Raw genomic sequence first — 18283 nt, 5'->3', positions numbered from 1 at the left:
GCGCCAGGGGCCGCTCGGGCCCCAGCGCCCCCCGGTCACAGCAGGGCGTCGCGCGTGATGCCCTGGCGCACCAGGTGCCGCTTGAGCTTGAACAGGGCCTCGTTCTGGATCTGACGCACGCGCTCGCGGGTCAGGCCCAGCCGCTCGCTGAGCACTTCGAGGGTTTCGGGTTCGCGGTCGTGCAGGCCAAAGCGCCCCGTCAGCACCTCTTTTTCGCGCGCTGAAAGGTTGTCGACCCATTGGTCCAGCAGGGTCTCGACCTGGTGGTCCTGGGTGATGCCGCTGGGGTCGAGGTTGTGTTCATCGACCAGGGTGGCCCCCAAGGTGTGCTCCTCGCCAGACCGGTCGAGCGAGGCGTCGAGCGAACGCGGTGCCTCGGCCAGCGCCAGCAGTTCAGCGACCTCCTGCACCTCGCGACCCAGGAAGGCGGCCACGTCCTCGACCCGCACCCCGTCGGGGCGTTGGGCGGCAAAACCGGGGTCGTTCTCGAGCGAGCGCCGGGCCCGCAGCACCTGCTGCAACTCACGCACCACATGCACCGGCAGGCGCACCACGCGGCTTTGGTTCATCACCGCACGCTCCACCGCCTGGCGAATCCACCAGGTGGCGTAGGTGGAGAAGCGAAAGCCCCGCTCGGGCTCGAACTTGTCGATCGCGTGCATCAGGCCCAGGTTGCCCTCCTCGATCAGGTCGGACATGGGCACGCCGCGGGCCGAATAGGCTTTGGCGATGCTCACCACCAGGCGCAGGTTGTGCTCGATCATCGACTGGCGCGCCTCGAAGTCCCCCGCGCGGGCCCGGGTGGCGACCTCGAACTCCTCTTGCGGCGAGAACAAACGGGTGCGACGCACTTCGCGCAGGTAGAGGGTCAGCGCGTCGCCCCCCTCGGCATCGGCCGCCAGCGGCTCGATGGCGACCGCCCCATCCGCGTCCCCGTCGGCCGCGCCGTCGGAGCGGTCCACGGGGTCGTCTGCGCCCAAGAAAAAGCCGGCAGACGCCGGCTCGGCAGCCGGCCCCTCGGGCTGCAGCGCATCGGTTGAACCGGAGAAACGATCACCGTTGCGCTTTTTCATGGGGCTGACCTTGGTTGAGGGCTAGCGGGCAGGCAGGTAGCGGGTTGGATCCACCGGCTTGCCCTGGCGGCGGATCTCGAAGTGCAGCTTCACGCGGTCGGCATCGCTGTTGCCCATTTCCGCGATCTTCTGGCCCTTGCGCACCGCCTGGTCTTCCTTGACCAGCAGCAGCTGGTTGTGGGCGTAGGCGGTGAGGAAGGTGTTGTTGTGCTTCAGGATGATCAGGTTGCCGTAGCCCCGCAGGCCCGCGCCCGCGTAGACCACCCGGCCATCGGCCGCGGCCAGCACCGGGTCACCGGCCTTGCCAGCCAGGTCCAGGCCCTTGTTCTTGGCCTCGTCAAAGCCCGCCAACAAGGCCCCCGAGGTGGGCCACATGAAGCCGGGGTCGTCATCCGACGGCGCTGCGGCCGCCGGTGCCGGGGCCGGAGCGGGCGTGACGGTGGCGGTGGCAGTGCCGTTGGCGCGCGTGCTGCCCGCAGGCACCGGGGTCACCACGGCGGCCCCCACCGGGCGCGTGACAGCCCCACTCTCGGTGACCGTGGCCCCAGGCGGGACCACGCGCAACACCTGGCCGACTTCGATCAGGTTGGGGTTGTCAAGGTTGTTCCAGCGCACCAGATCGCGCCAGTTTTGGCCGGTTTCGAGGCCGATGCGGATCAGGGTGTCGCCGGGCTTGACGGTGTAGTAACCAGGCTTTCCAGCGTTCTCGGCGCCCGGCAGGGGTTTGGCGGGCGCGACCGGCGCCGCTGCGGACGAGGTCACGGCCTCCCCCGTCGAGGTTTGAGCGCCCCGTTCTTCGACCGGTGCCCGGTTTGTGGTCTTGGAGGCGCAGCCAGCCAACAGCAGCGCCAACACCACCGCAGACCCCAGAGCACCCCGACCTTGCCAACCCCACATAGATATCTTCCCTTCAAGCAATGCCCGATTTTAGAGGGACAAAGTGCACTGCCTCCAAAACCGTCTGCTGCAAACCGTGATGGGTTTTGTCAATCACGACCAAAGCTTGCCGCCCACCCGCCATCACGGTGGGGGCCACCAGGCGCCCGCCCACCGCCAGCTGCTGGCACCAGGCCTCGGGCACGGCCTCGCCACCGGCGGCGGCCACGATGCCTGCGTAGGGAGCGCCTTTGTCGTAGCCCAGCATGCCATCGCCGAGCAGCAGGTGCACGTTGGCCAGGCGCATAGGGCGCAGGTTGTCTCGGGCTTTCTCATGCAGGCCGCGCAGGCGCTCGATGCTGTAGACCTCGCGTGCCAGGTGACTGAGCACCGCGGCCTGGTAGCCGCAGCCGGTGCCGATCTCCAGCACCCGCCCCAACCCGGCCCCGCCCTGGGCCCCGGGGGCCTGGGTCAGCAACTCAAGCATGCGGGCCACCACATTGGGCTTGGAGATGGTCTGCCCCAGACCGATTGGCAGGCTGGTGTCCTCGTAAGCTTGGTTGACCAGGGCACTGTCGACAAAGCGGTGCCGCTCCACCGTGCCCATGGCCGTCAGCACCGCGGCCGATTGCACCCCTTGGGCCGCGAGCTTTTGCACCATGCGCTGGCGCACCGCCGCCGAGTCCATGCCCAGGCCGGTGGGTATGGCCAGGCCCGGGGGCCGGTCACCCGCGCCGGGCCGCTGGGGTTTGACGGGCGCCGGGCGCTGGGCCGTCGCCGTGGCCGGGCCGGACGCCGCACTGCGCGAGCCTGGCGGGGCCACCGCCTGGTCGAGTCGGGCCGGGAAACCGGGACGGCGTTGGTTCATGAGCCGGCCCCGGCGCTGAGCTTGGCCGCGGTCTGGCTCCAATAGCCCAGGTGCGCGTGGTCGGTCAGGTCGACCTTGAGCGGCGTGATGGCCACATGGCCCTGGGCCGTGGCATGAAAATCGGTGCCCTCGGCGTCATCCATGGCCGGGCCAGCGCTGCCGATCCAGTACATGGTCTCGCCGCGCGGGCTTTGCTGCGTGATCACCGGTTCGGCGGCGTGGCGGCGCCCCAGTCGGCACACCCGTGCGGGCTTGAGTTGGTCGAACGGCAGGTTGGGCAGGTTCACATTGAGCAGCCAGGGCGCGCCGCCCAGCATCGACTGCGACTGCACCTGCTGCACGATCTCACGCGCCTTGCGGGCGGCGGAGGCCAGCTCGCCCCAGCCCTTGTCGACCTGCGAAAAGGCGATGGACGGAATGCCGAACAAGTAGCCCTCCATGGCCGCCCCCACCGTGCCTGAATAAATGGTGTCGTCGCCCATGTTGGCGCCATTGTTGATGCCCGACACCACCAGGTCCGGGCGGTAGCCCAGCAGGCCGGTCAGGGCGATGTGCACACAATCGGCAGGCGTGCCGTTCACATAGCGGAACCCATTGGCCGCGCGGTGCACGTACAGCGGCGAATGCAAGGTCAGGGCGTTGGATTTGGCGCTGTTGTTGTGCTCGGGCGCCACCACCTCGACATCGGCCAGGGTTTTCAGGGCTTCGTACAAGGCCACGATGCCGGGCGCCTGGAAGCCGTCGTCGTTGGAGATGAGGATTTTCATGTTCGATCGGATGGACAGCGGATTGTAGGGTGAGCCCCCCCGATCCGGGGCCCGCCAAACCCCACCGTCGCTACAGCGACACAAGTGCCGCCGAGGCGCCGCCTATGATTTGCCCACTGATTTTCTGGAGACAAAAGAATGCATGCATGGCTGTGTGAGAACCCGGTGGGCGTTGACGCCCTCAACTGGAAGGAACTGCCCACCCCGACGCCGCAGGCCGGTGAGGTGCTGATCGAGATCAAGGCCGCCAGCCTGAACTTTCCCGACCTGCTGATCGTGCAGAACAAGTACCAGATGAAGCCGCCCCTGCCCTTTGTGCCGGGCTCGGAGTACGCGGGCGTGGTGGCGGCCGCGGGCGACGGGGTGACCCACCTGAAGGTGGGGGACAGCGTGGCCTGCCTGTCGGGCACCGGGGGCTTTGGCACCCACACCCTCGCCAAGGCCGCGCTGTGCATGCCGCTGCCGGCGGGCTTCTCGCATGTGGACGCCGCCGCCTTCATCATGATCTACGCCACCTCCTGGCACGCACTGATCGACCGCGCCCAACTCAAGGCCGGCGAAACCGTGCTGGTGCTGGGCGCCGCCGGTGGCGTGGGCACGGCCGCGATCCAGATTGCCAAGGCCGCCGGCGCGCGCGTGATCGCAGCCGCCTCGACCGACGAAAAATGCGCGCTGTGCCGCCAGATCGGTGCCGACGAGACCCTCAACTACAGCCAGGACGCAGTGCCCAACGCCTTCCGTGAACGCATCAAGGCCCTGACCGACGGCAAGGGCCCCGACGTGATCTACGACCCGGTGGGGGGCGACTTTGCCGAGCCGGCCTTCCGCTCCATCGCCTGGCGCGGGCGCTACCTGGTGGTGGGCTTCGCCTCGGGCCCCATCCCCAACCTGCCACTGAACCTGCCGCTGCTCAAGGGCGCATCGCTGGTGGGCGTGTTCTGGGGCGACTTTGCACGCCGCGAGCCCAAGGCCAATGCCGCCATGATGGCCGAACTGGCCCAGTGGTACGGCCAGGGCAAGATCAAGCCGGTGATCGACCGCACCATGCCGATGGCCGAGTTAAAGGCCGCCTACGCCCACATGGGCTCGCGCGGGGTGATGGGCAAACTGGTGATGACCAACCCCTGACGTGCCGGGCGGTCGGCCCTGGACGGGGACGGCCGCCGCGGTTCAGGCGGAGGCTGGGGGCGGGTTCAGGAAGCGCTCGGCCAGCACCTCGGGCCGCAGCGGGCGCGCGAAGTGGTAGCCCTGCGCATAGGTGCACTTGAGGTGGCGCAGGCGCTGCGCAATTGACTCGGTCTCCACCCCTTCGGCCAGCACATGCAGGCCCAGGCTCAGCGCCAGCGAGATGATGCCGCGCACGATGGCCGCGTCTTCGGGGTCGTCGATCACGTCGCGGACAAAGGACTGATCGATCTTGATCTTGTCGAACTTGAAACGGCGCAGGTAGGCGAAGCTCGAGTACCCGGTGCCAAAGTCGTCAATGGACAGCGCCACGCCCAAGGCCTTGAGCTGGCGCAGGGTGTTCATCACCGCCTCACCGTCGTGCAGCAGCACGCTCTCGGTCAGCTCCAGCTCCAGGCGGGCCGGGTTGACGCCCGAGACCATCAAGGCCTCCTCGACCTGCTCCAGCACCACTCCGCGCTGGAACTGGCGTGCCGACAGGTTGACCGCCAGCATCAGGTCCCCATGCCCGGCCTCGTGCCAGCGCTGCAGTTGCTGGGTGGCCGTGAGCAGCACCCAGCGCCCCAGCGATTCGATCAGGCCCGAGTCCTCGGCCAGCGGGATGAACACCCCGGGCGGGATCGCGCCGCGCTCCGGGTCGTCCCAGCGGCACAAGGCCTCCACACCAACCATGCGGCCGGTGGCCAGCTCGATCAGGGGCTGGTATTCCAGGCGCAAGGCCTCGCGCTCGATGGCCAGGCGCAGCGAGGCCTCGAGCTGCAGGCGCTCGAGTGCGGCCTCGTTCATGCTGGCGGTGGCGAACTGGTAGGCCGCGCGCCCTTCGCGCTTGGCCGCGTACATGGCGGCGTCGGCGCGACCAAACAAGGTGTCAAAACTGTCGCCGTCCGAGGGGTACATGGCGACCCCGATGGAAATCGACACATTGACCGGCAAGCCCCCAAAGGTGACCGGCTGGGCCACCGCGTCCATGGTGGCCTGCGCCAGGTGCGCGGCGTCGGCCGTGCCTTTGATGCCGGACTGCAGCAGCACGAACTCATCGCCACTGAGGCGGCCCACCACGGCCTGCCCGCCCGCGAACTGGGACAGGCGCTGCCCCACCTCACGCAGCAGGAAGTCGCCGGCCGCGTGGCCCAGCGAGTCGTTGAGGGTCTTGAAGTTGTCGATGTCCACCACCAGCAGGGCCAGGCCGTCGGTGTTGGCGCGTGCGCGCTCCAGTGCGGCCTGCGCATGCAGGGCCACCTGCGTGCGGTTGGGCAGGCCGGTGACGATGTCCTGGGTCGACAGGTAGGCGATTTTTTCCTCGGCCGCCTTGCTGGAGCTGAGGTCGGAAATCGCCGCCACGTAATGGGTGATCTCGCCGCTGGCCCGGTGGCGCAGCGCCGACAGGGTCAGGCGCTGCGGGAACACCTCGCCGTTCTTGCGCCGGTTCCAGACCTCGCCGGTCCAGCGCCCCTGCTCGTGCACCTCGCTCCAGATGTGGGCCTGGAACTGGGCGTCGTGCTGACCATCGGCCAGCAGCGTGACCTGGTGCCCCACCAGCTCATCGCTGCGGTAGCCCGTGATCTCACAGAAGGCCACATTGGCCATCATGACCTCATGCTGGGCGTCGCTGATCAGGATGCCGTCCGAGCTTTGGTCCAGCACGCGGCCGGCCAGCTCCAGCTTGGTGGCGGCCGTGCGTTGGTCGGTAACGTCGCGGCGGATCACCAGCATGTGCAGGCGCTCGTCATTGGCCCCGAAGGTGGGCACCCGCACCACGTCGAAGGAGCGCTGGGCCCCGTGCAGGTCCACCGCCACCTCCTGCACATGCGAGACCCGACCCGACTGCCAGGTGGCCTCTTCGTTCAGGGCACTGAGGCGCAGCGACTCGGCCATCGGCAGCCCGAGGTTGGACAGGTCGAGGTTGGTCTTGCCGATGGCGTCCTTTTCGGTCAGGCCCAGCACGGCCAGCGACGCCGGGTTGGTCAGCAGCCAGCGGCCCTGGCCGTCCTTGAGGTAGACCATGTCGGGCAGGTGACGGAACACCGAGCGCAGCAGGCGGTCGCGGCCGCGCAAGACCTGTTCGGTGGCCAGGCGGCGGCTGACGTCCGCCCCGGTGAGCCAGAAGATGCGCTCGCCCGAACTGGCGGGCGGCAAGGGGATGCTGGTCCACGAAAAGCGGCGCTTCTGACCATTGCGGCAGGTGAAGGTCCACTCGAAATCACGGCACTGGGTGCCCAGCGGTGCCAGCTCCTCCAGCTTGCGGCTCAAATAGTCTGGGTCGGGGCACAGCAGGGTCAGGCCCACCGGGCTGCTCAGCAGGTCGGCCGACTGGTAGCCCAGGGCCTGCTCGGCGGCCCGGTTCCAGAACAGCAGGCGCGGCGAGCGGTCAATCAGCAGCGCCATCACCGGTTGTGGCCACTGGGCCAGCAGCGCCTGGTGCAGCACGCCAACGCTGGCCACATCGGACATCGCGTCGGCCGCCACGGCCGCGGGCGGTGGATCGGGCAGCTCGAACGCCAGGAAATCAGGTTGGGTTTCGGCCCCTTCGCCGTCGGGCAAGGGCGACAGCGATTGCGGCAGCGTGGCCTCGGCAAAGTCCGCCTGCTCGCCCAGGAAAGGGTCGTCGGAGTAGGACCTGGATGACTTGGGAGGGTGCCGCATGGTGTTACGTACTGTAATGTACGCCGGGGCCTCTGAAAACGGGAAGCCGGCGATTCAGTGCGCCGCCTGTGGCGGATTTCACCACGGTGGGCCGCCTCGCCGGCCTGGCCTCAGCGGGCGTCCCGGTCGGGGGGCGCGGGCGGGCTGGGCGGGCGGGCGCTGAGCTGCCCCAGCGTCCAGCCCGATGGGTCTTGTCCCAAGGGCGTGGGATCGACCCGCTGCGACCGGTAGATGCCACTCCAGCCCGAGACCCGAAAGCTGATCGAGCACGCCAGCAAGGCATACATGCCGATTTCCACCCCAAACACCTCCATCGCCATCAGCGTGCAGGCCAGCGGGGTGTTGGCAGCGCCGGCGAACACGGCGACAAAGCCCAGGGCCGCCATCATGCCCATGGGCATGTGCAGCCACGGTGCCAAGGCGTTGCCCAAGGTGGCACCGATGTAGAACAGCGGCGTCACCTCGCCCCCCTTGAAGCCGGCGGCCAGAGAAAACACGGTGAAGCCCATCTTGCCGACAAAGTCCCAGGGGGACAGCGGCTGCTGAAAGGCCTCGACCAGCACCGGGATGCCCAAGCCCGCGTAGCGCCAGGCCCCACCCCACCAGAACAAGACCGCCAGCACGGCGCCCCCCAGCGCGGTGCGCCACGGCGCATCAGGCACCCATTGCTTGAAGCGGGCTCCCAGCCACTGGGTGCCCTGGGCAAAGCCGCGCGCCACCAGGCCAAACAGCACCGCGGCCAGCACCACCGCCAGCACCGACCCCACGCCCAGGGGCGCCACGGGGCCCAGTGTGTAATGCGTGTGGTGCGCGCCCCAGGCCGTGCACACCTGGTCGCCCACCAGGGCTGCCACGGTGCAGACCAGCAAGGCGTCGTGGCGCAAACGCCCCAGCACCAGCAACTCGAGCGCGAACACCGCGCCCGCCAGCGGGGTGCCAAACACCGAGGCAAAGCCCGCGCTGATGCCTGCCAGCAACAAGAGGCGGCGCTCGCGCGGGTCCAGACGCAGGCGTTGGCTCAGTTGGTCGGCCAGCGCACCGCCCATCTGAACGGCGGTGCCCTCGCGCCCCACCGACGCGCCCCCAAGGTGCGAGGCCCAGGTGCTGAGCAGCACCAGCGGCGCCATGCGCAGGGGCACCGGGCGCTGAGCCTCCTGCTGCACCTCGTCGATCAGCAGGTTGATGCCGGGCTCGACCGACTGCCCCCAGCGCAGGTACACCCAGGCCGTGACAAAGCCCAGCACCGGCAGGCTGAAGACCAGCCACCGGTGCGACTCCCGCAGGCCCGTGACTTGGTCCAGGCCCCAGAGGAACAAGGCCGAGGCCGAACCCGCCAAGGCCCCGGCCAGACAGGCCAGGAGCAGGCCCTTGATCAGGACGGGGAGCTGGGACAGCGGTGCGGGAGGCTGAGGGGGCATCTGGGCTCCAGGGCAGGCAACGGGGGCGGTTTGGCGTCGGAATTCTCACACGGATGACCCGGGCCGTGCGCCCTGCCCCGGACCGTGCAGTCACCCAGGCCCGCCGCCGCCACGCGACGGCGCCACCGTCAGCGCGTCAGGCCCCCGAGGCTTGGGCGCGTTCGCGGCGCAGCCACAGCCCATCCAGCCCCATCATCAGCAGCACCGACAAGCCCGTCAACGGCATCAGCACGCCGCCCAGCAGCATCAGCCCCGCCAGGCCCAGCGTGGCGCCCGGGGTCCGGGGCCGGGGCGGCACGCCCAATTGGCCGCGTGGCCGGCGCCACCACCACATGGGCAGGGCCGCCAGACACAGCAACACGGTCAGGGCGCACACCGCGGCCAGACCCCAGCGGTTCACCGCGCCGAACTCTTGCCCCAGGTGCACGTTGATGCCCCACTCCAGCGCCCGCGCCGCGGCGCCGTAGTCCGACCAACGCATGTCGATCAGGACCCGGCCGTCGTAGGCATCCAGGTGGACCACGCGCTGCTGCGCCAGGTCGGCGGGGTAGACCGACGCGGTCCAGACCCCGCTGGGGCCGCGCGGGGCGCTGAGGTGCCAGCCCGGCGCCAGGCCCAGGACTTCCACCCGGGGCCAGAGCTGGTCCAGTGTCAGCGGCGGCAGCAGGCGCTCCACCCCGGGCGCAGGCGCCGACTGAGGCAACTGCGCCAGCGAGGTGCTCCAACTGGCCTCGGTCACATCGGCCAGGCGTTCGGTCGACAGGGGCAGGTTCACGCGCAGGCCGCTGGGATAACCCCAGTGGCTGCTGTTGGCCCACTGGTTGATCTGGGCTCCCAAGAACACCGACCACGGCAGGCCGGTGAGCGCCAGCAACAACAGCACCCCACCCACCCCCAGGCCGGTGAGCGCATGCAGGTCACGCCAGAACACCCGCTGTCCGGGCCGCCCGCGCACCGACCACACGCCCTGTCGGCGGCCACGCGGCCACCACAGGTACAGCCCCGTCAACACCAGCAACACCGTCCAGCCCGCGGTGATCTCGATCAGCGCACGCGCCCACGGGCCGACCAACTTGAGGCTGTGCAGGCGCCGCAAGGTCCAGCCCAGGGTGCTGCGCTCGGGCAGAGCCCCCAGCACACGGGCGTCGCGGGGGTCCAGGTAGACCCACCGTTTGGCGCCGTCTGCGGTCTTCAGCTCCACCCGGGCCGACTGGCCTGGCGCGGTGGGCCCGGTCACGCCCAGCAACGTGCCGGGGTGGGCCTGCTGGGCGGCCCGCACCCAGTCTGCCGGTCCCGCCGACGCCGCGCCGTCGTGCGGGGCCGTGGTGCCAGGCACCCGCATCAGGTCGGCGTGAAAACGGTCGTCGAGCGCCTGATGGAACAGGTACAGGCCACCCGTCAGCGCCAGCCAGAGCACCCAGGGCAGCGCCAACAGGCCCGCATAGAAATGCCAGCGCCACACGACCCGGTAGAGATCGCCTTGCCGGGTCGGCGCGGGGCTGTCGGCGCCCCCGGGCGCTGAAGGTGCGGCCGCCGCCATCAGTAGGTCCAGGCCAAGGTGGCGTAGAAGGCCCGACCATCGCCCGGCGCAAAGCCCCAGGAGCCGCTGTCGTACCAGACGTAGTCGTAGCGGCGGTTGGCCAGGTTGCGCACCTGCAGCTGCAGGTTCAGGCCACGCTGGATCTGCCAGCGCGCGCTGAGGTTGAGCAGCACGTTGCCCCCGTACTTGCCCAGGGTGTTGGTGCGCTCCACGTAGTAGCTGCCTTGCGCCGTGCCCCAGGCGGACAACTTCCAGTCTGGACTCAGCTGGTAGTCAGCCCCCACCGAGGCCAGGTAGTGCGGGACGTTCTCGACCTCCTTGCCCAGGGTCGTCGGGGCACTGGGGTCGGGCGCGGTGATGCGGGCTTCCTGGTGCGCGTAATTGGCCCAAACCGAGCCACGGCTGTCCGGCCGCCATTGGGCCTGCAGGTCGTAGCCGCGTCGCTGGGTGCGGCCGATGTTGCCCAGCCCGCCCGGATCGGGCAAACCGTCCACCCCCAGGGTGCGAGCCACCTCACCAGAGGCCTTCTGTTCCCAATAAGCCACCCGCCCTTCCATGCCGGGCGCGGGGCTGAACTTCAAGCCCAGCTCCCAGCCGTCGTTGAGCGAAGCCTGCAGGTCACGGCTTTGGGTGGTGGCTCGGTAGCTGTCGATGCCCGTGCCTATCTGGAAGCTGCGCCCCAGGTTGGCGTACACGCTGGCCTGCTGCCAGGGCGCATACACCACACTGAGCTTGGGCTGCGGGATGGTGCCGTACGCGTTGATCGGTAGCGTGGTGCCCGCCAGGCGATCGCGGAACTGACCACTGAACTGGTCCACGCGCAGGGCGGGCACGATCTTCAGGGTGTCGGTGGGCCGCACCACGGCCTGCACGTAAGCGCCTGTGCTGTTGAGGCTGAAATCCCAGTCGCGGAACTGCGAGGTGCGCACCCGCTCCACGGTGCGGTAACGCTGGCTGACATTGGTCTGGCGCTGGTAGTCCACCCCGCCTTCCAGCACGAACTCGCGGGCCCAGGTCACGCTGGGGCGCCAGGTCAGGGTGCTGATGATCCCGGTCTGAGCCTCTTCCGAGTCACGCTCCTGCTGCACGCCCGCCTGGGTGAAGCGCACCCAACGTTGGTTGCTGTACTCGTTGCGGTAGGCCCGTGTGCTCGAGGACAACTGACGCCCCAGCTCGGAATCAAAGTACAGACCAAGCTGGTTGGTGTGGCGCGTGCTGCGGTCTGCCGCGGCGTAGCTGGGCGACGAGCGCGGCGCGCTGGCGGCCGCCGACGCGCTGAGGTAGCCCGCCTCCAGGGCGTCGTTCTCGTAGTGGCGCAGGCTCATGCCCAGGCGCTGCGCACCGTCCTCGGTGGTGTAGAACCATTTGCCGGCCACGGCCAGCTTGCGCGCCTGGGCGTGGTCGCGGTAACCGTCGGATTCGCGCGAGGCGACCAGGTAGTTCTGCGTCCAGCCCCCCGACTCAATCCCCTTGGCCAGCTGCACTTCGCGCGTGCCAAAGCTGCCCACCGTGGTGTTGAGCTGGGTCTCGTTGCCGCCCTGGCGCGTGAACACCTGGGCATTGCCGGCGATGTTGTGCAGGCCATAGCGCGGATCGTTGGTGCCCCGCACGATCTCGATGCGCTCGATGTCGAGCGGAAACACCGCGTCCAGAAAGGGCATGCCGCCCGCGTTGTCGTTCGACGGAATGCCGTCGATCAGCAGCTTGACCGCGTTGATGCGGCCCTCACCATTGAAGCCGCGGAACGAAAAACGCCCCGCGTCCGTGCCCTGGCGAAACGGTGTCACCAGCACGCCGGGCGCGCGCTGCATCAGCTCCCAGCTGAAGTCGACCGACTGGTCTTGCACCTCGGGGCCGCCCAGGACGTCAACCGAACTCAGCACATTGCGCGACGGCAAGGGGCCTTGGGCCCGATCCGAAACCTCGACCGTGCCCAGGGTGAGCGTGGAATCTCCGGCGGCCACCGATTGGGCCCAGGCCGACAGGCCCGGCAGGGCCAGCAGCAGCGCCCCGACCAGAGGGCGCAGTTGCCCCCGTGGGCTGCGGTGAACAGAAACCGAACAAGAAAAAGAAACGCGTTGAATCATGGTTCAGAAAACAGTGCGGGTCGCCGCCAGGGCGGCGCACCCTGCCCCGCAGCCCAGGCCGAGGGGCGTTGTGTGGGACTGCGCAGCGAGCAAGGGCGGGCACCGCCAGGGGGCGAGCCTCAGCCGACAGCACAGCGCAGCCAGGAACAAGAGGAGGAAGCAACACGCGCCCCAGCCCTGCGGGCAGCACACCGCCAGGGCCGTGGTCGCTCAGGCCAAGGTGGGGGGGCCGCGGGGCGGCAGCGGGGCCGCGGTGAGCAGGGCCATCCGGGCCGCCGGGATGCTCTGCAGCCGGTACGCCAGGGGCGACGCCAACCGCGGCAGCCAGGGCGCGGGCACCGGGGGCAGTCCCGGGCTGATGCACAGCGGGCAATCCAGGCTGTGCGCAGCCCCCGCCAGCGCGGTGGGCTCGGCGCCGTCCACCGCCCCCGGGTCATCGAGGGGCAGGAGCTTCAAGGCACCATTGGCCGCACAGACCAACTGCAGGGTCTGCGGCGCCACCCAAGGTGAGGACACCGCCACCCCGAAGGCGCCAACGAACCACAGCAGAAGAAGCCGGGTCAAAAAGCGGGCGCTGCGCAGACGGTGCATACCGAAGATTATCCACTCAACACGCGCGTTCGTCGGATCCCGCCCCATACCCTGCGCTGACCCAGTCCGGTCAACGCACGCCGGCCAACCGGGCCGGCCCACACAGCCAAGCGGCTGCGCAGTGCCCCCTGCCAGCCTGGGTGCCCGGCGAAGCCAAGGGCCGCCTGCAGTCGAAAAAAAGCCCGGCCCTGCTGCCAGGTCCGGGCTCTGAAACAGCCGCCTCAGCGCTCGCGCGCCTGGGCCGTGCCGTGCCGATCAAGGGCTGGGGCCGCCCCGCGGCCCCGCCTCACTCAACCCTTCAGCTTGATCTGCGAAGGAGCGGCGGTCAGGTAGCCGACCGCGGCGCTGAAGCGGTTGTTGTAGTTGGCGCGCACCAGCGGGTCCAGCGTGGTCTTGACCTTGTCGTGCAGACCGGTGCCGCTGGCGTTGGTGATCCAGTCACCCGGGTGCTGGAAGTTGGCCGTGATGTAGGTCCAGCCGTTGAGGTCATCGACCACGCCCAGGCCGGTCGACTCAGCGCCCGAGGGCATCGAGGCGAGGCGGCTCAGCACCTTGGTGTCGACGTTATAGGCCCACAGGAAGTTGTTGACGTGGTAGGAGCTGTCTTCACCGATGAACAGGGTGCGCAGCTTCTCGGAGAACTTGATGTTGTCCGGGGCACCGATCTTGTCGGGGTTGGCCAGGTTGCCCAGGGCGTCCGCCGTGGCCAGGTCCTCACCGACCAGCAGGGTCTTGGTCACCGACGGCACCCATTCGCTGTTGATGGCGCCACCGGCGGTGTCCTTTTGGCTGCCCGTCAGGGTGTGGGCCAGGATGCCACCCGCGTTCAAGGCCTTTTCGATGGTGATGTTGAAGGCGCCGTCCCAGGCGGCGTTGTTGCGCACCATCGAGCTCTGCATGTTTTGCAGGGCCGAGTAGGCGACCTTGTCCTTGATGTTGACGGTCGTGCCTTCCATCTTGGTGAAAGCCATCGAACCGCCCTTCAGGGCCGCGTAGCGGTGGGTTTCCAGGAAAGCCGCGGCCTTGTCCATGCCGGCCTTCAGGCGCACCCACTCGACCTTGCCGCCGATGCGGATCTGGGTGTACGTGGCGTCCTTGGGATCGGTGGTGGCGCGGTCAAAGATGTCGGTGGGCTTGACGGTGTTGGCCAAGGCCAGGATCTCGGCGCTGGTGGCCGAGCCCAGCTTGATCCAGCTCACGGCAGCGCCGGCGCCAGCGGGGTCCAGCGACCAGCCCGTGCCGTACTTGGCCACATACAGCGTGCCCGAGGACAGGTCTTTTTCGCGGTCGGCCACGAACATGAACAAGCCGCTGTTGGTGGCGTCATCGCCCATCAGCGCCGTGCGGTTGTCCGGCATCACCTGGATCAGCTCGTGCGAGATGCGGCCCATGCAGTAATGCTTCTTGATGCTGCCGGTGCCGTCGGGGTTGACCGTCACTTCGGGCATGTGGCCGTAGTGGTAGGGGTTGGCCTTGGTGGCGTCACCATACAGGTTCTTGCTGTAGGCCTGGAACATGGTGTTGCTGGCGATCGTGAAGGCGTCCGGCTCGTACTCTTCGCTCGACAGGTGGGTGTCCCAGGGCGAGAGGCTGCTGGCGCAGGTGATCCACAGGCCATTGACGCTGGAGGTGTCCACATTGCTGTACTTCAGCAGGGTCAGCTTGCCGGTGGCCGGGTCCTGGTCGAGGGTCAGCACGGCGATCGGCGACGGCAGCTTGCCGTACATGTCGGTCACGCCGTCTTGCGCCCAGGTGGTGTATTCAAACTGCACCACGGCGTAGACCACATTGCCCTTGGCACCCGAGACGGTCGACGCGGCGCTGAGCTTGAGCAGCGACATGCCATCCGGCGAATCGGAGAAGAACTGGCGCTCTTTGCCCGCCACCGTGGTGTCGATGATGGCCTTGTTGTTGATGTCGAAATACGCACCGGCCAGCACTGTGCCGCCCTTGCCGTCCGGCACTTGGGTACCGGTCAGGAAGAAGGGTTGGTAGGCCAGGGTGTAGACGCGCTCTTCACCATTGGTCAGGCTGACCTTGAGGGTCGAGCCCACCTTGGTGGTGGCCATGTCGGCCGGGTTGGCCAGGCTGGGGGCCGCCATGCCGGTGAAGCTGGCGCTGAGCATGGAAACAATCGACGACGTGCCGCCGCTGCCGCCACCGCAGGCGGTCAGCATGGAGGCCATGCTGGCCCCAGCCAGGGGCAGCATGGGCGCACTGGCAAACATCTTGAGCAGGTGACGACGCGAAGAGGTGTGGGACATGTTCTAGGACTTCCTGATGACTGCCAGAGCGTGGCAATTTGTTAAAACAACGTAAAGAGATTGTTGGGTCTGTTGATGAAAGTTCAGTGACAAAGGGGCGGGACATGGGCGTGAAATCCAAACTCGCCCGGGCTGGGACGCGCAAGGTGGTCCCTCTCGCAACACAGCGCGCCGAGCCCCGAGGCGGGCCGAGGGCACGCCCTGGGCCGACCTGCTGGCGCCCCCCCACCGGCGAGGGCCCCGCGCAGCCACCGGGGGCACCGGTGGTCTGCATGAAAATCAACCCGCCTGATCCGGTTCGCCGGTAGCAGCCTGTCGACAATAGAGGCCGTCAACACCTCGCCAGAAGCAAGCCCCACCATGGAATGGACCCCCGTCGTATTTGTGACCTTCAAGCTGCTCGTGCTTGGGATCGGGATGTTTTTTGCCATCAAGTGGCATTACGACCAAGGCAAGAAGCGTGAGAACGAGCGCCGGGTGGTGCTGCGCGCCAGTGTGCAGGTGGTGGTGGTCTTTCTGATCTCGCTGCTGGCCCTGGCCGCCCTGACCTGGGACCTGGCCAAGACCCTGGGCCTCGACCTGACCTGGCCCTGAGCACCGGCATGGGCACCGGCATGGGCACAGGCCTGGGCACAGGCCTGGGCACCGGTCTGGGCACCGGTCTGGGCACAACATCGCAGGTTCGGCCGGCGACCGTGGCCGCCTGGCTGCCCCAGCCCCTGCTTTCAAGCCTCCGGCCCAGACCAGCGCCTCAAGACCGTCCCAGCTGAGGCTTGCCCGACAGCGTGGAGAAGCGGCTCAACGGCCCCAGCTCGGCGGTGGCGGCCAGCACCGCGGGGGCCAGTTGGTGCAGGCGGTCCAGGGTCAGGCGCTGCTTGGGGCCGGCGATGCTGACCACGCCCACGGTTTCCTGGCCCCGCACCACGGGGGCGGCCAGGGCGGTCATGCCGGGGGCAAACACCTCGTCGATCACCGCGTAACCGCGTACCCGCGCCACCTGCAGCATCGCCAGCAAGGCCTGCACCGTGGTGGGGGCGTTGGGGCCATAGGCTTTGGGGCTGCCAAAACCTTGCTGACTGACCAGGGCCAGCGCACGTTCGTCACTGAGCGTGAGCAGCCAGGCATGGCCCGAGGCCGTGCAGGACAAGCGCGCATCCATGCCCATGTCGGGGTCGTAACGCAGGCCCATGCGGGTGCCCTGCGACTTGGCCACCCAGACCAAGCGGTCGTCATCGACGATCGACAGCCGCACCAGTTCGCCCGACGCCTTGGCCAGCCGCTCAAGGATGGGTTCGGCAATGTCCACGATGCCCTTGCTGCTGAGCAGCTCCAGCCCCATCGAGGCGATCTTGGCCGTCAGCACATAGGCCCCCTGTTGGCGCACCTGGCGCACATAGCCGCGGCGGCACAGCTCGCTCAACAGCCGGTGGCAGGCACTGTGCGGCAGGTCCAGCTCGTCGGCCAGCGCCGTCAAGGCCATGCCCTCGGGCTGGCCACACAGGTGTTCCAGCAAGGCGAGTCCGCGGTCCAGGGCCAGGGTCATGGGGCAATTCCTGCAGGTCAGGGGTGGCGGCGGCGGCCCGAGGGGCTGCGGTTTGAACGCCGGGGCGCTTTTGATTTTCCATTATATGAAAAGCGTTTCCAGTTTGGAATGGGGGATGGGCGGGCTCCCCACAATCGGCGCCATTCCCCCCCAAAGGTCACCATGACGCACCCTCTCTTCATCCTCAACGGGTCCAACCTCAACATGCTGGGCACGCGTGAGCCGAGCCTGTACGGCACCACCACCCTGCCTCAAATTGAAGCCGCCTCGCGCCGCCTGGCCGACTCGCTGGGCCTGGCGCTGGACTTCCGCCAGACCAACCACGAGGGCGTGATGGTGGATTGGATTCAAGAAGCCGCGCAGCAAGAGGCGGCCGTGATCATCAACCCGGCGGGCTTCTCGTTTGGTTGCGTCCCGGTGCTGGACGCACTGAAACTGCTGCGCCAACCCCTGATTGAGGTGCACCTGACCAACATCCACCAGCGGCCCGCGCCGTACACACATTCATTGGTGTCGCAAGCGGCCCAAGGTGTGATTTGTGGGCTGGGTCCTCAGGGCTACTTGCTGGCGGTGCGCGCGGTGGCCGAAAAACTGGGCCTCGTGCCCGCCTCGTTCTGATCCAACCGAGGCCCACCGATGCCAGCGCCCTGGTTCCACAGCCCCACGGCCCCCCAGGAGGACCTGCCATGGCCCTGCTAGGTCACGCCGCCCTCGCCATGTGGTGGGAGGTCGCACACAGTGTGCGCGACGAACTGACCGACTGGCATGCCCACGAACACTGGCCCGAGCGCCTCGCGATCCCGGGCTTCCTGCGCGCCTCGCGCTGGACCGAGGTCGGCGGTGACTGCTTCTTCGTGCTGTACGAACTGGCCGACCCTGCGGTGCTGGCCTCGGCCCCGTATGTGGCACGCCTGAAAGCCCCCACGCCTTGGTCCACCCGCATGATGCCCCTGCACCGGCACATGGTCAGGAGCCAGTGCCGGGTGCTGGTGAGCCGGGGGGCCATGACGGGCGCGCACGCGGTGACCCTGCGTTGCTCAGCCGCCACGGCCCAGGCCGAGGTGCTGACAGGGCAACTCAGCGCCCTGGCAGAACGGGCCGCCCGGCAGCCGGGCACCGTGGGCCTGCACGTGTTGCGCCACGAGGCCCCCGCCCTGGCCGCCACCACCGAACAAAAGATCCGGGGCCTGGCCGACGGCGCCGCCGACTGGGTGATCATGGTCAGTGGCTACGACCCGGCGGCGTTGCAGCGCTGGGCCGAGACCGAGCTGGCCGACCCGGCGCTGGCGGCCCTGGGCTTCGGGCCCGCCCCCCTGCGGCAGGCCTTCACGCTGGCCTACACCGCCAGCGCGGCCGACCTGCGCTGAACCGAGCCCCCGTTTGGCCCCATCCGGACACCCCGCTTTTCCATTCCACCATGACTTCAGG

At 68.5% G+C, this 18283-nt stretch carries 15 protein-coding genes; 4 read left to right on the top strand and 11 right to left on the bottom strand.

Features of this window, described 5'->3' with window-relative positions; genetic code table 11:
• Positions 1-35 precede the first annotated feature (35 nt).
• Genes rpoS through surE form a run of 4 tightly spaced genes read right to left on the bottom strand, consistent with a single transcriptional unit; the run spans position 36 to position 3584 of the window.
• Positions 36-1073, bottom strand: a complete 1038-nt coding sequence (rpoS, locus tag PSQ40_RS01315; RefSeq protein WP_273948146.1) for an RNA polymerase sigma factor RpoS — start codon at positions 1071-1073, stop codon at positions 36-38.
• 21 nt (positions 1074-1094) lie between these two features.
• Positions 1095-1970: a peptidoglycan DD-metalloendopeptidase family protein gene (locus tag PSQ40_RS01310; RefSeq protein ID WP_273948144.1), complete on the bottom strand. Its 876-nt coding sequence runs from the start codon at positions 1968-1970 to the stop codon at positions 1095-1097.
• 13 nt (positions 1971-1983) lie between these two features.
• The gene (locus tag PSQ40_RS01305; protein ID WP_273948142.1) at positions 1984-2817 is read right to left on the bottom strand and encodes a protein-L-isoaspartate(D-aspartate) O-methyltransferase; all 834 of its coding nucleotides are present in this window, start codon (positions 2815-2817) and stop codon (positions 1984-1986) included.
• On the bottom strand, positions 2814-3584 hold the full coding sequence (gene surE, locus PSQ40_RS01300) for a 5'/3'-nucleotidase SurE (protein WP_273948140.1): 771 nt from the start codon (positions 3582-3584) through the stop codon (positions 2814-2816). Before surE ends, PSQ40_RS01305 begins: the two co-directional genes overlap by 4 nt.
• A 138-nt stretch (positions 3585-3722) precedes the next feature.
• Between surE and PSQ40_RS01295 the strand changes: the two genes are divergently transcribed.
• On the top strand, positions 3723-4712 hold the full coding sequence (locus tag PSQ40_RS01295; RefSeq protein WP_273948138.1) for an NADPH:quinone oxidoreductase family protein: 990 nt from the start codon (positions 3723-3725) through the stop codon (positions 4710-4712).
• Between the two features lie 42 nt (positions 4713-4754).
• On the opposite strand, the gene PSQ40_RS01290 is transcribed toward PSQ40_RS01295, so the two are convergent.
• The 6 genes from PSQ40_RS01290 to PSQ40_RS01265 form a co-directional block, all read right to left on the bottom strand.
• Entirely contained in the window at positions 4755-7412 is a 2658-nt protein-coding gene (locus PSQ40_RS01290; RefSeq protein ID WP_273948136.1) for a sensor domain-containing protein, read from the bottom strand.
• A 110-nt stretch (positions 7413-7522) separates the two neighbouring features.
• Positions 7523-8830, bottom strand: coding sequence for a voltage-gated chloride channel family protein (locus tag PSQ40_RS01285; protein ID WP_273948134.1), 1308 nt, complete (start codon positions 8828-8830; stop codon positions 7523-7525).
• A 136-nt stretch (positions 8831-8966) separates the two neighbouring features.
• Positions 8967-10370 carry a PepSY-associated TM helix domain-containing protein gene (locus tag PSQ40_RS01280; RefSeq protein WP_273948133.1) on the bottom strand — a complete coding sequence of 468 codons (1404 nt, stop codon included), beginning with the start codon at positions 10368-10370 and terminating at the stop codon, positions 8967-8969.
• A complete protein-coding gene (locus PSQ40_RS01275) occupies positions 10370-12457 on the bottom strand; it encodes a TonB-dependent receptor (RefSeq protein ID WP_273948131.1) in 2088 nt (695 codons plus the stop codon). Before PSQ40_RS01275 ends, PSQ40_RS01280 begins: the two co-directional genes overlap by 1 nt.
• A gap of 210 nt (positions 12458-12667) precedes the next feature.
• Positions 12668-13048 carry a hypothetical protein gene (locus tag PSQ40_RS01270; RefSeq protein ID WP_273948130.1) on the bottom strand — a complete coding sequence of 127 codons (381 nt, stop codon included), beginning with the start codon at positions 13046-13048 and terminating at the stop codon, positions 12668-12670.
• Positions 13049-13338: 290 nt separating this feature from the next.
• On the bottom strand, positions 13339-15312 hold the full coding sequence (locus PSQ40_RS01265; protein WP_273948128.1) for a PhoX family protein: 1974 nt from the start codon (positions 15310-15312) through the stop codon (positions 13339-13341).
• A 360-nt stretch (positions 15313-15672) separates the two neighbouring features.
• Here PSQ40_RS01265 and PSQ40_RS01260 point away from each other — a divergent pair, with 360 nt between their 5' ends.
• On the top strand, positions 15673-15906 hold the full coding sequence (locus PSQ40_RS01260; protein ID WP_273948126.1) for a hypothetical protein: 234 nt from the start codon (positions 15673-15675) through the stop codon (positions 15904-15906).
• 157 nt (positions 15907-16063) lie between these two features.
• On the opposite strand, the gene PSQ40_RS01255 is transcribed toward PSQ40_RS01260, so the two are convergent.
• Entirely contained in the window at positions 16064-16855 is a 792-nt protein-coding gene (locus PSQ40_RS01255) for an IclR family transcriptional regulator (protein WP_273948124.1), read from the bottom strand.
• Between the two features lie 162 nt (positions 16856-17017).
• On the opposite strand from PSQ40_RS01255, the gene PSQ40_RS01250 reads away from it, so the two are divergent.
• A complete protein-coding gene (locus PSQ40_RS01250) occupies positions 17018-17473 on the top strand; it encodes a type II 3-dehydroquinate dehydratase (protein WP_273948122.1) in 456 nt (151 codons plus the stop codon).
• A gap of 68 nt (positions 17474-17541) precedes the next feature.
• Complete coding sequence (locus tag PSQ40_RS01245; RefSeq protein WP_273948121.1) at positions 17542-18222, top strand: hypothetical protein; 681 nt, start codon at positions 17542-17544, stop codon at positions 18220-18222.
• Positions 18223-18283: the final 61 nt, after the last annotated feature.

This window comes from Curvibacter cyanobacteriorum, from assembly GCF_028649475.1.
GTDB classification, from domain to species: domain Bacteria; phylum Pseudomonadota; class Gammaproteobacteria; order Burkholderiales; family Burkholderiaceae_C; genus Curvibacter; species Curvibacter cyanobacteriorum.
The sequence above is the reverse complement of the archived record's forward strand: the minus strand, read 5'-3'. Positions and strand labels throughout refer to the sequence as shown.

Coding starts and splice junctions, on each gene's coding strand:
- PSQ40_RS01260 (WP_273948126.1), top strand. CDS start 15,673: ATGGAATGGACCCCCGTCGTATTTGTGACCTTCAAGCTGCTCGTGCTT.
- PSQ40_RS01275 (WP_273948131.1), bottom strand. CDS start 12,457: ATGATTCAACGCGTTTCTTTTTCTTGTTCGGTTTCTGTTCACCGCAGC.
- PSQ40_RS01250 (WP_273948122.1), top strand. CDS start 17,018: ATGACGCACCCTCTCTTCATCCTCAACGGGTCCAACCTCAACATGCTG.
- PSQ40_RS01280 (WP_273948133.1), bottom strand. CDS start 10,370: ATGGCGGCGGCCGCACCTTCAGCGCCCGGGGGCGCCGACAGCCCCGCG.
- PSQ40_RS01285 (WP_273948134.1), bottom strand. CDS start 8,830: ATGCCCCCTCAGCCTCCCGCACCGCTGTCCCAGCTCCCCGTCCTGATC.
- surE (WP_273948140.1), bottom strand. CDS start 3,584: ATGAAAATCCTCATCTCCAACGACGACGGCTTCCAGGCGCCCGGCATC.
- PSQ40_RS01270 (WP_273948130.1), bottom strand. CDS start 13,048: ATGCACCGTCTGCGCAGCGCCCGCTTTTTGACCCGGCTTCTTCTGCTG.
- PSQ40_RS01310 (WP_273948144.1), bottom strand. CDS start 1,970: ATGTGGGGTTGGCAAGGTCGGGGTGCTCTGGGGTCTGCGGTGGTGTTG.
- rpoS (WP_273948146.1), bottom strand. CDS start 1,073: ATGAAAAAGCGCAACGGTGATCGTTTCTCCGGTTCAACCGATGCGCTG.
- PSQ40_RS01265 (WP_273948128.1), bottom strand. CDS start 15,312: ATGTCCCACACCTCTTCGCGTCGTCACCTGCTCAAGATGTTTGCCAGT.
- PSQ40_RS01255 (WP_273948124.1), bottom strand. CDS start 16,855: ATGACCCTGGCCCTGGACCGCGGACTCGCCTTGCTGGAACACCTGTGT.
- PSQ40_RS01290 (WP_273948136.1), bottom strand. CDS start 7,412: ATGCGGCACCCTCCCAAGTCATCCAGGTCCTACTCCGACGACCCTTTC.
- PSQ40_RS01305 (WP_273948142.1), bottom strand. CDS start 2,817: ATGAACCAACGCCGTCCCGGTTTCCCGGCCCGACTCGACCAGGCGGTG.
- PSQ40_RS01295 (WP_273948138.1), top strand. CDS start 3,723: ATGCATGCATGGCTGTGTGAGAACCCGGTGGGCGTTGACGCCCTCAAC.
- PSQ40_RS01245 (WP_273948121.1), top strand. CDS start 17,542: ATGGCCCTGCTAGGTCACGCCGCCCTCGCCATGTGGTGGGAGGTCGCA.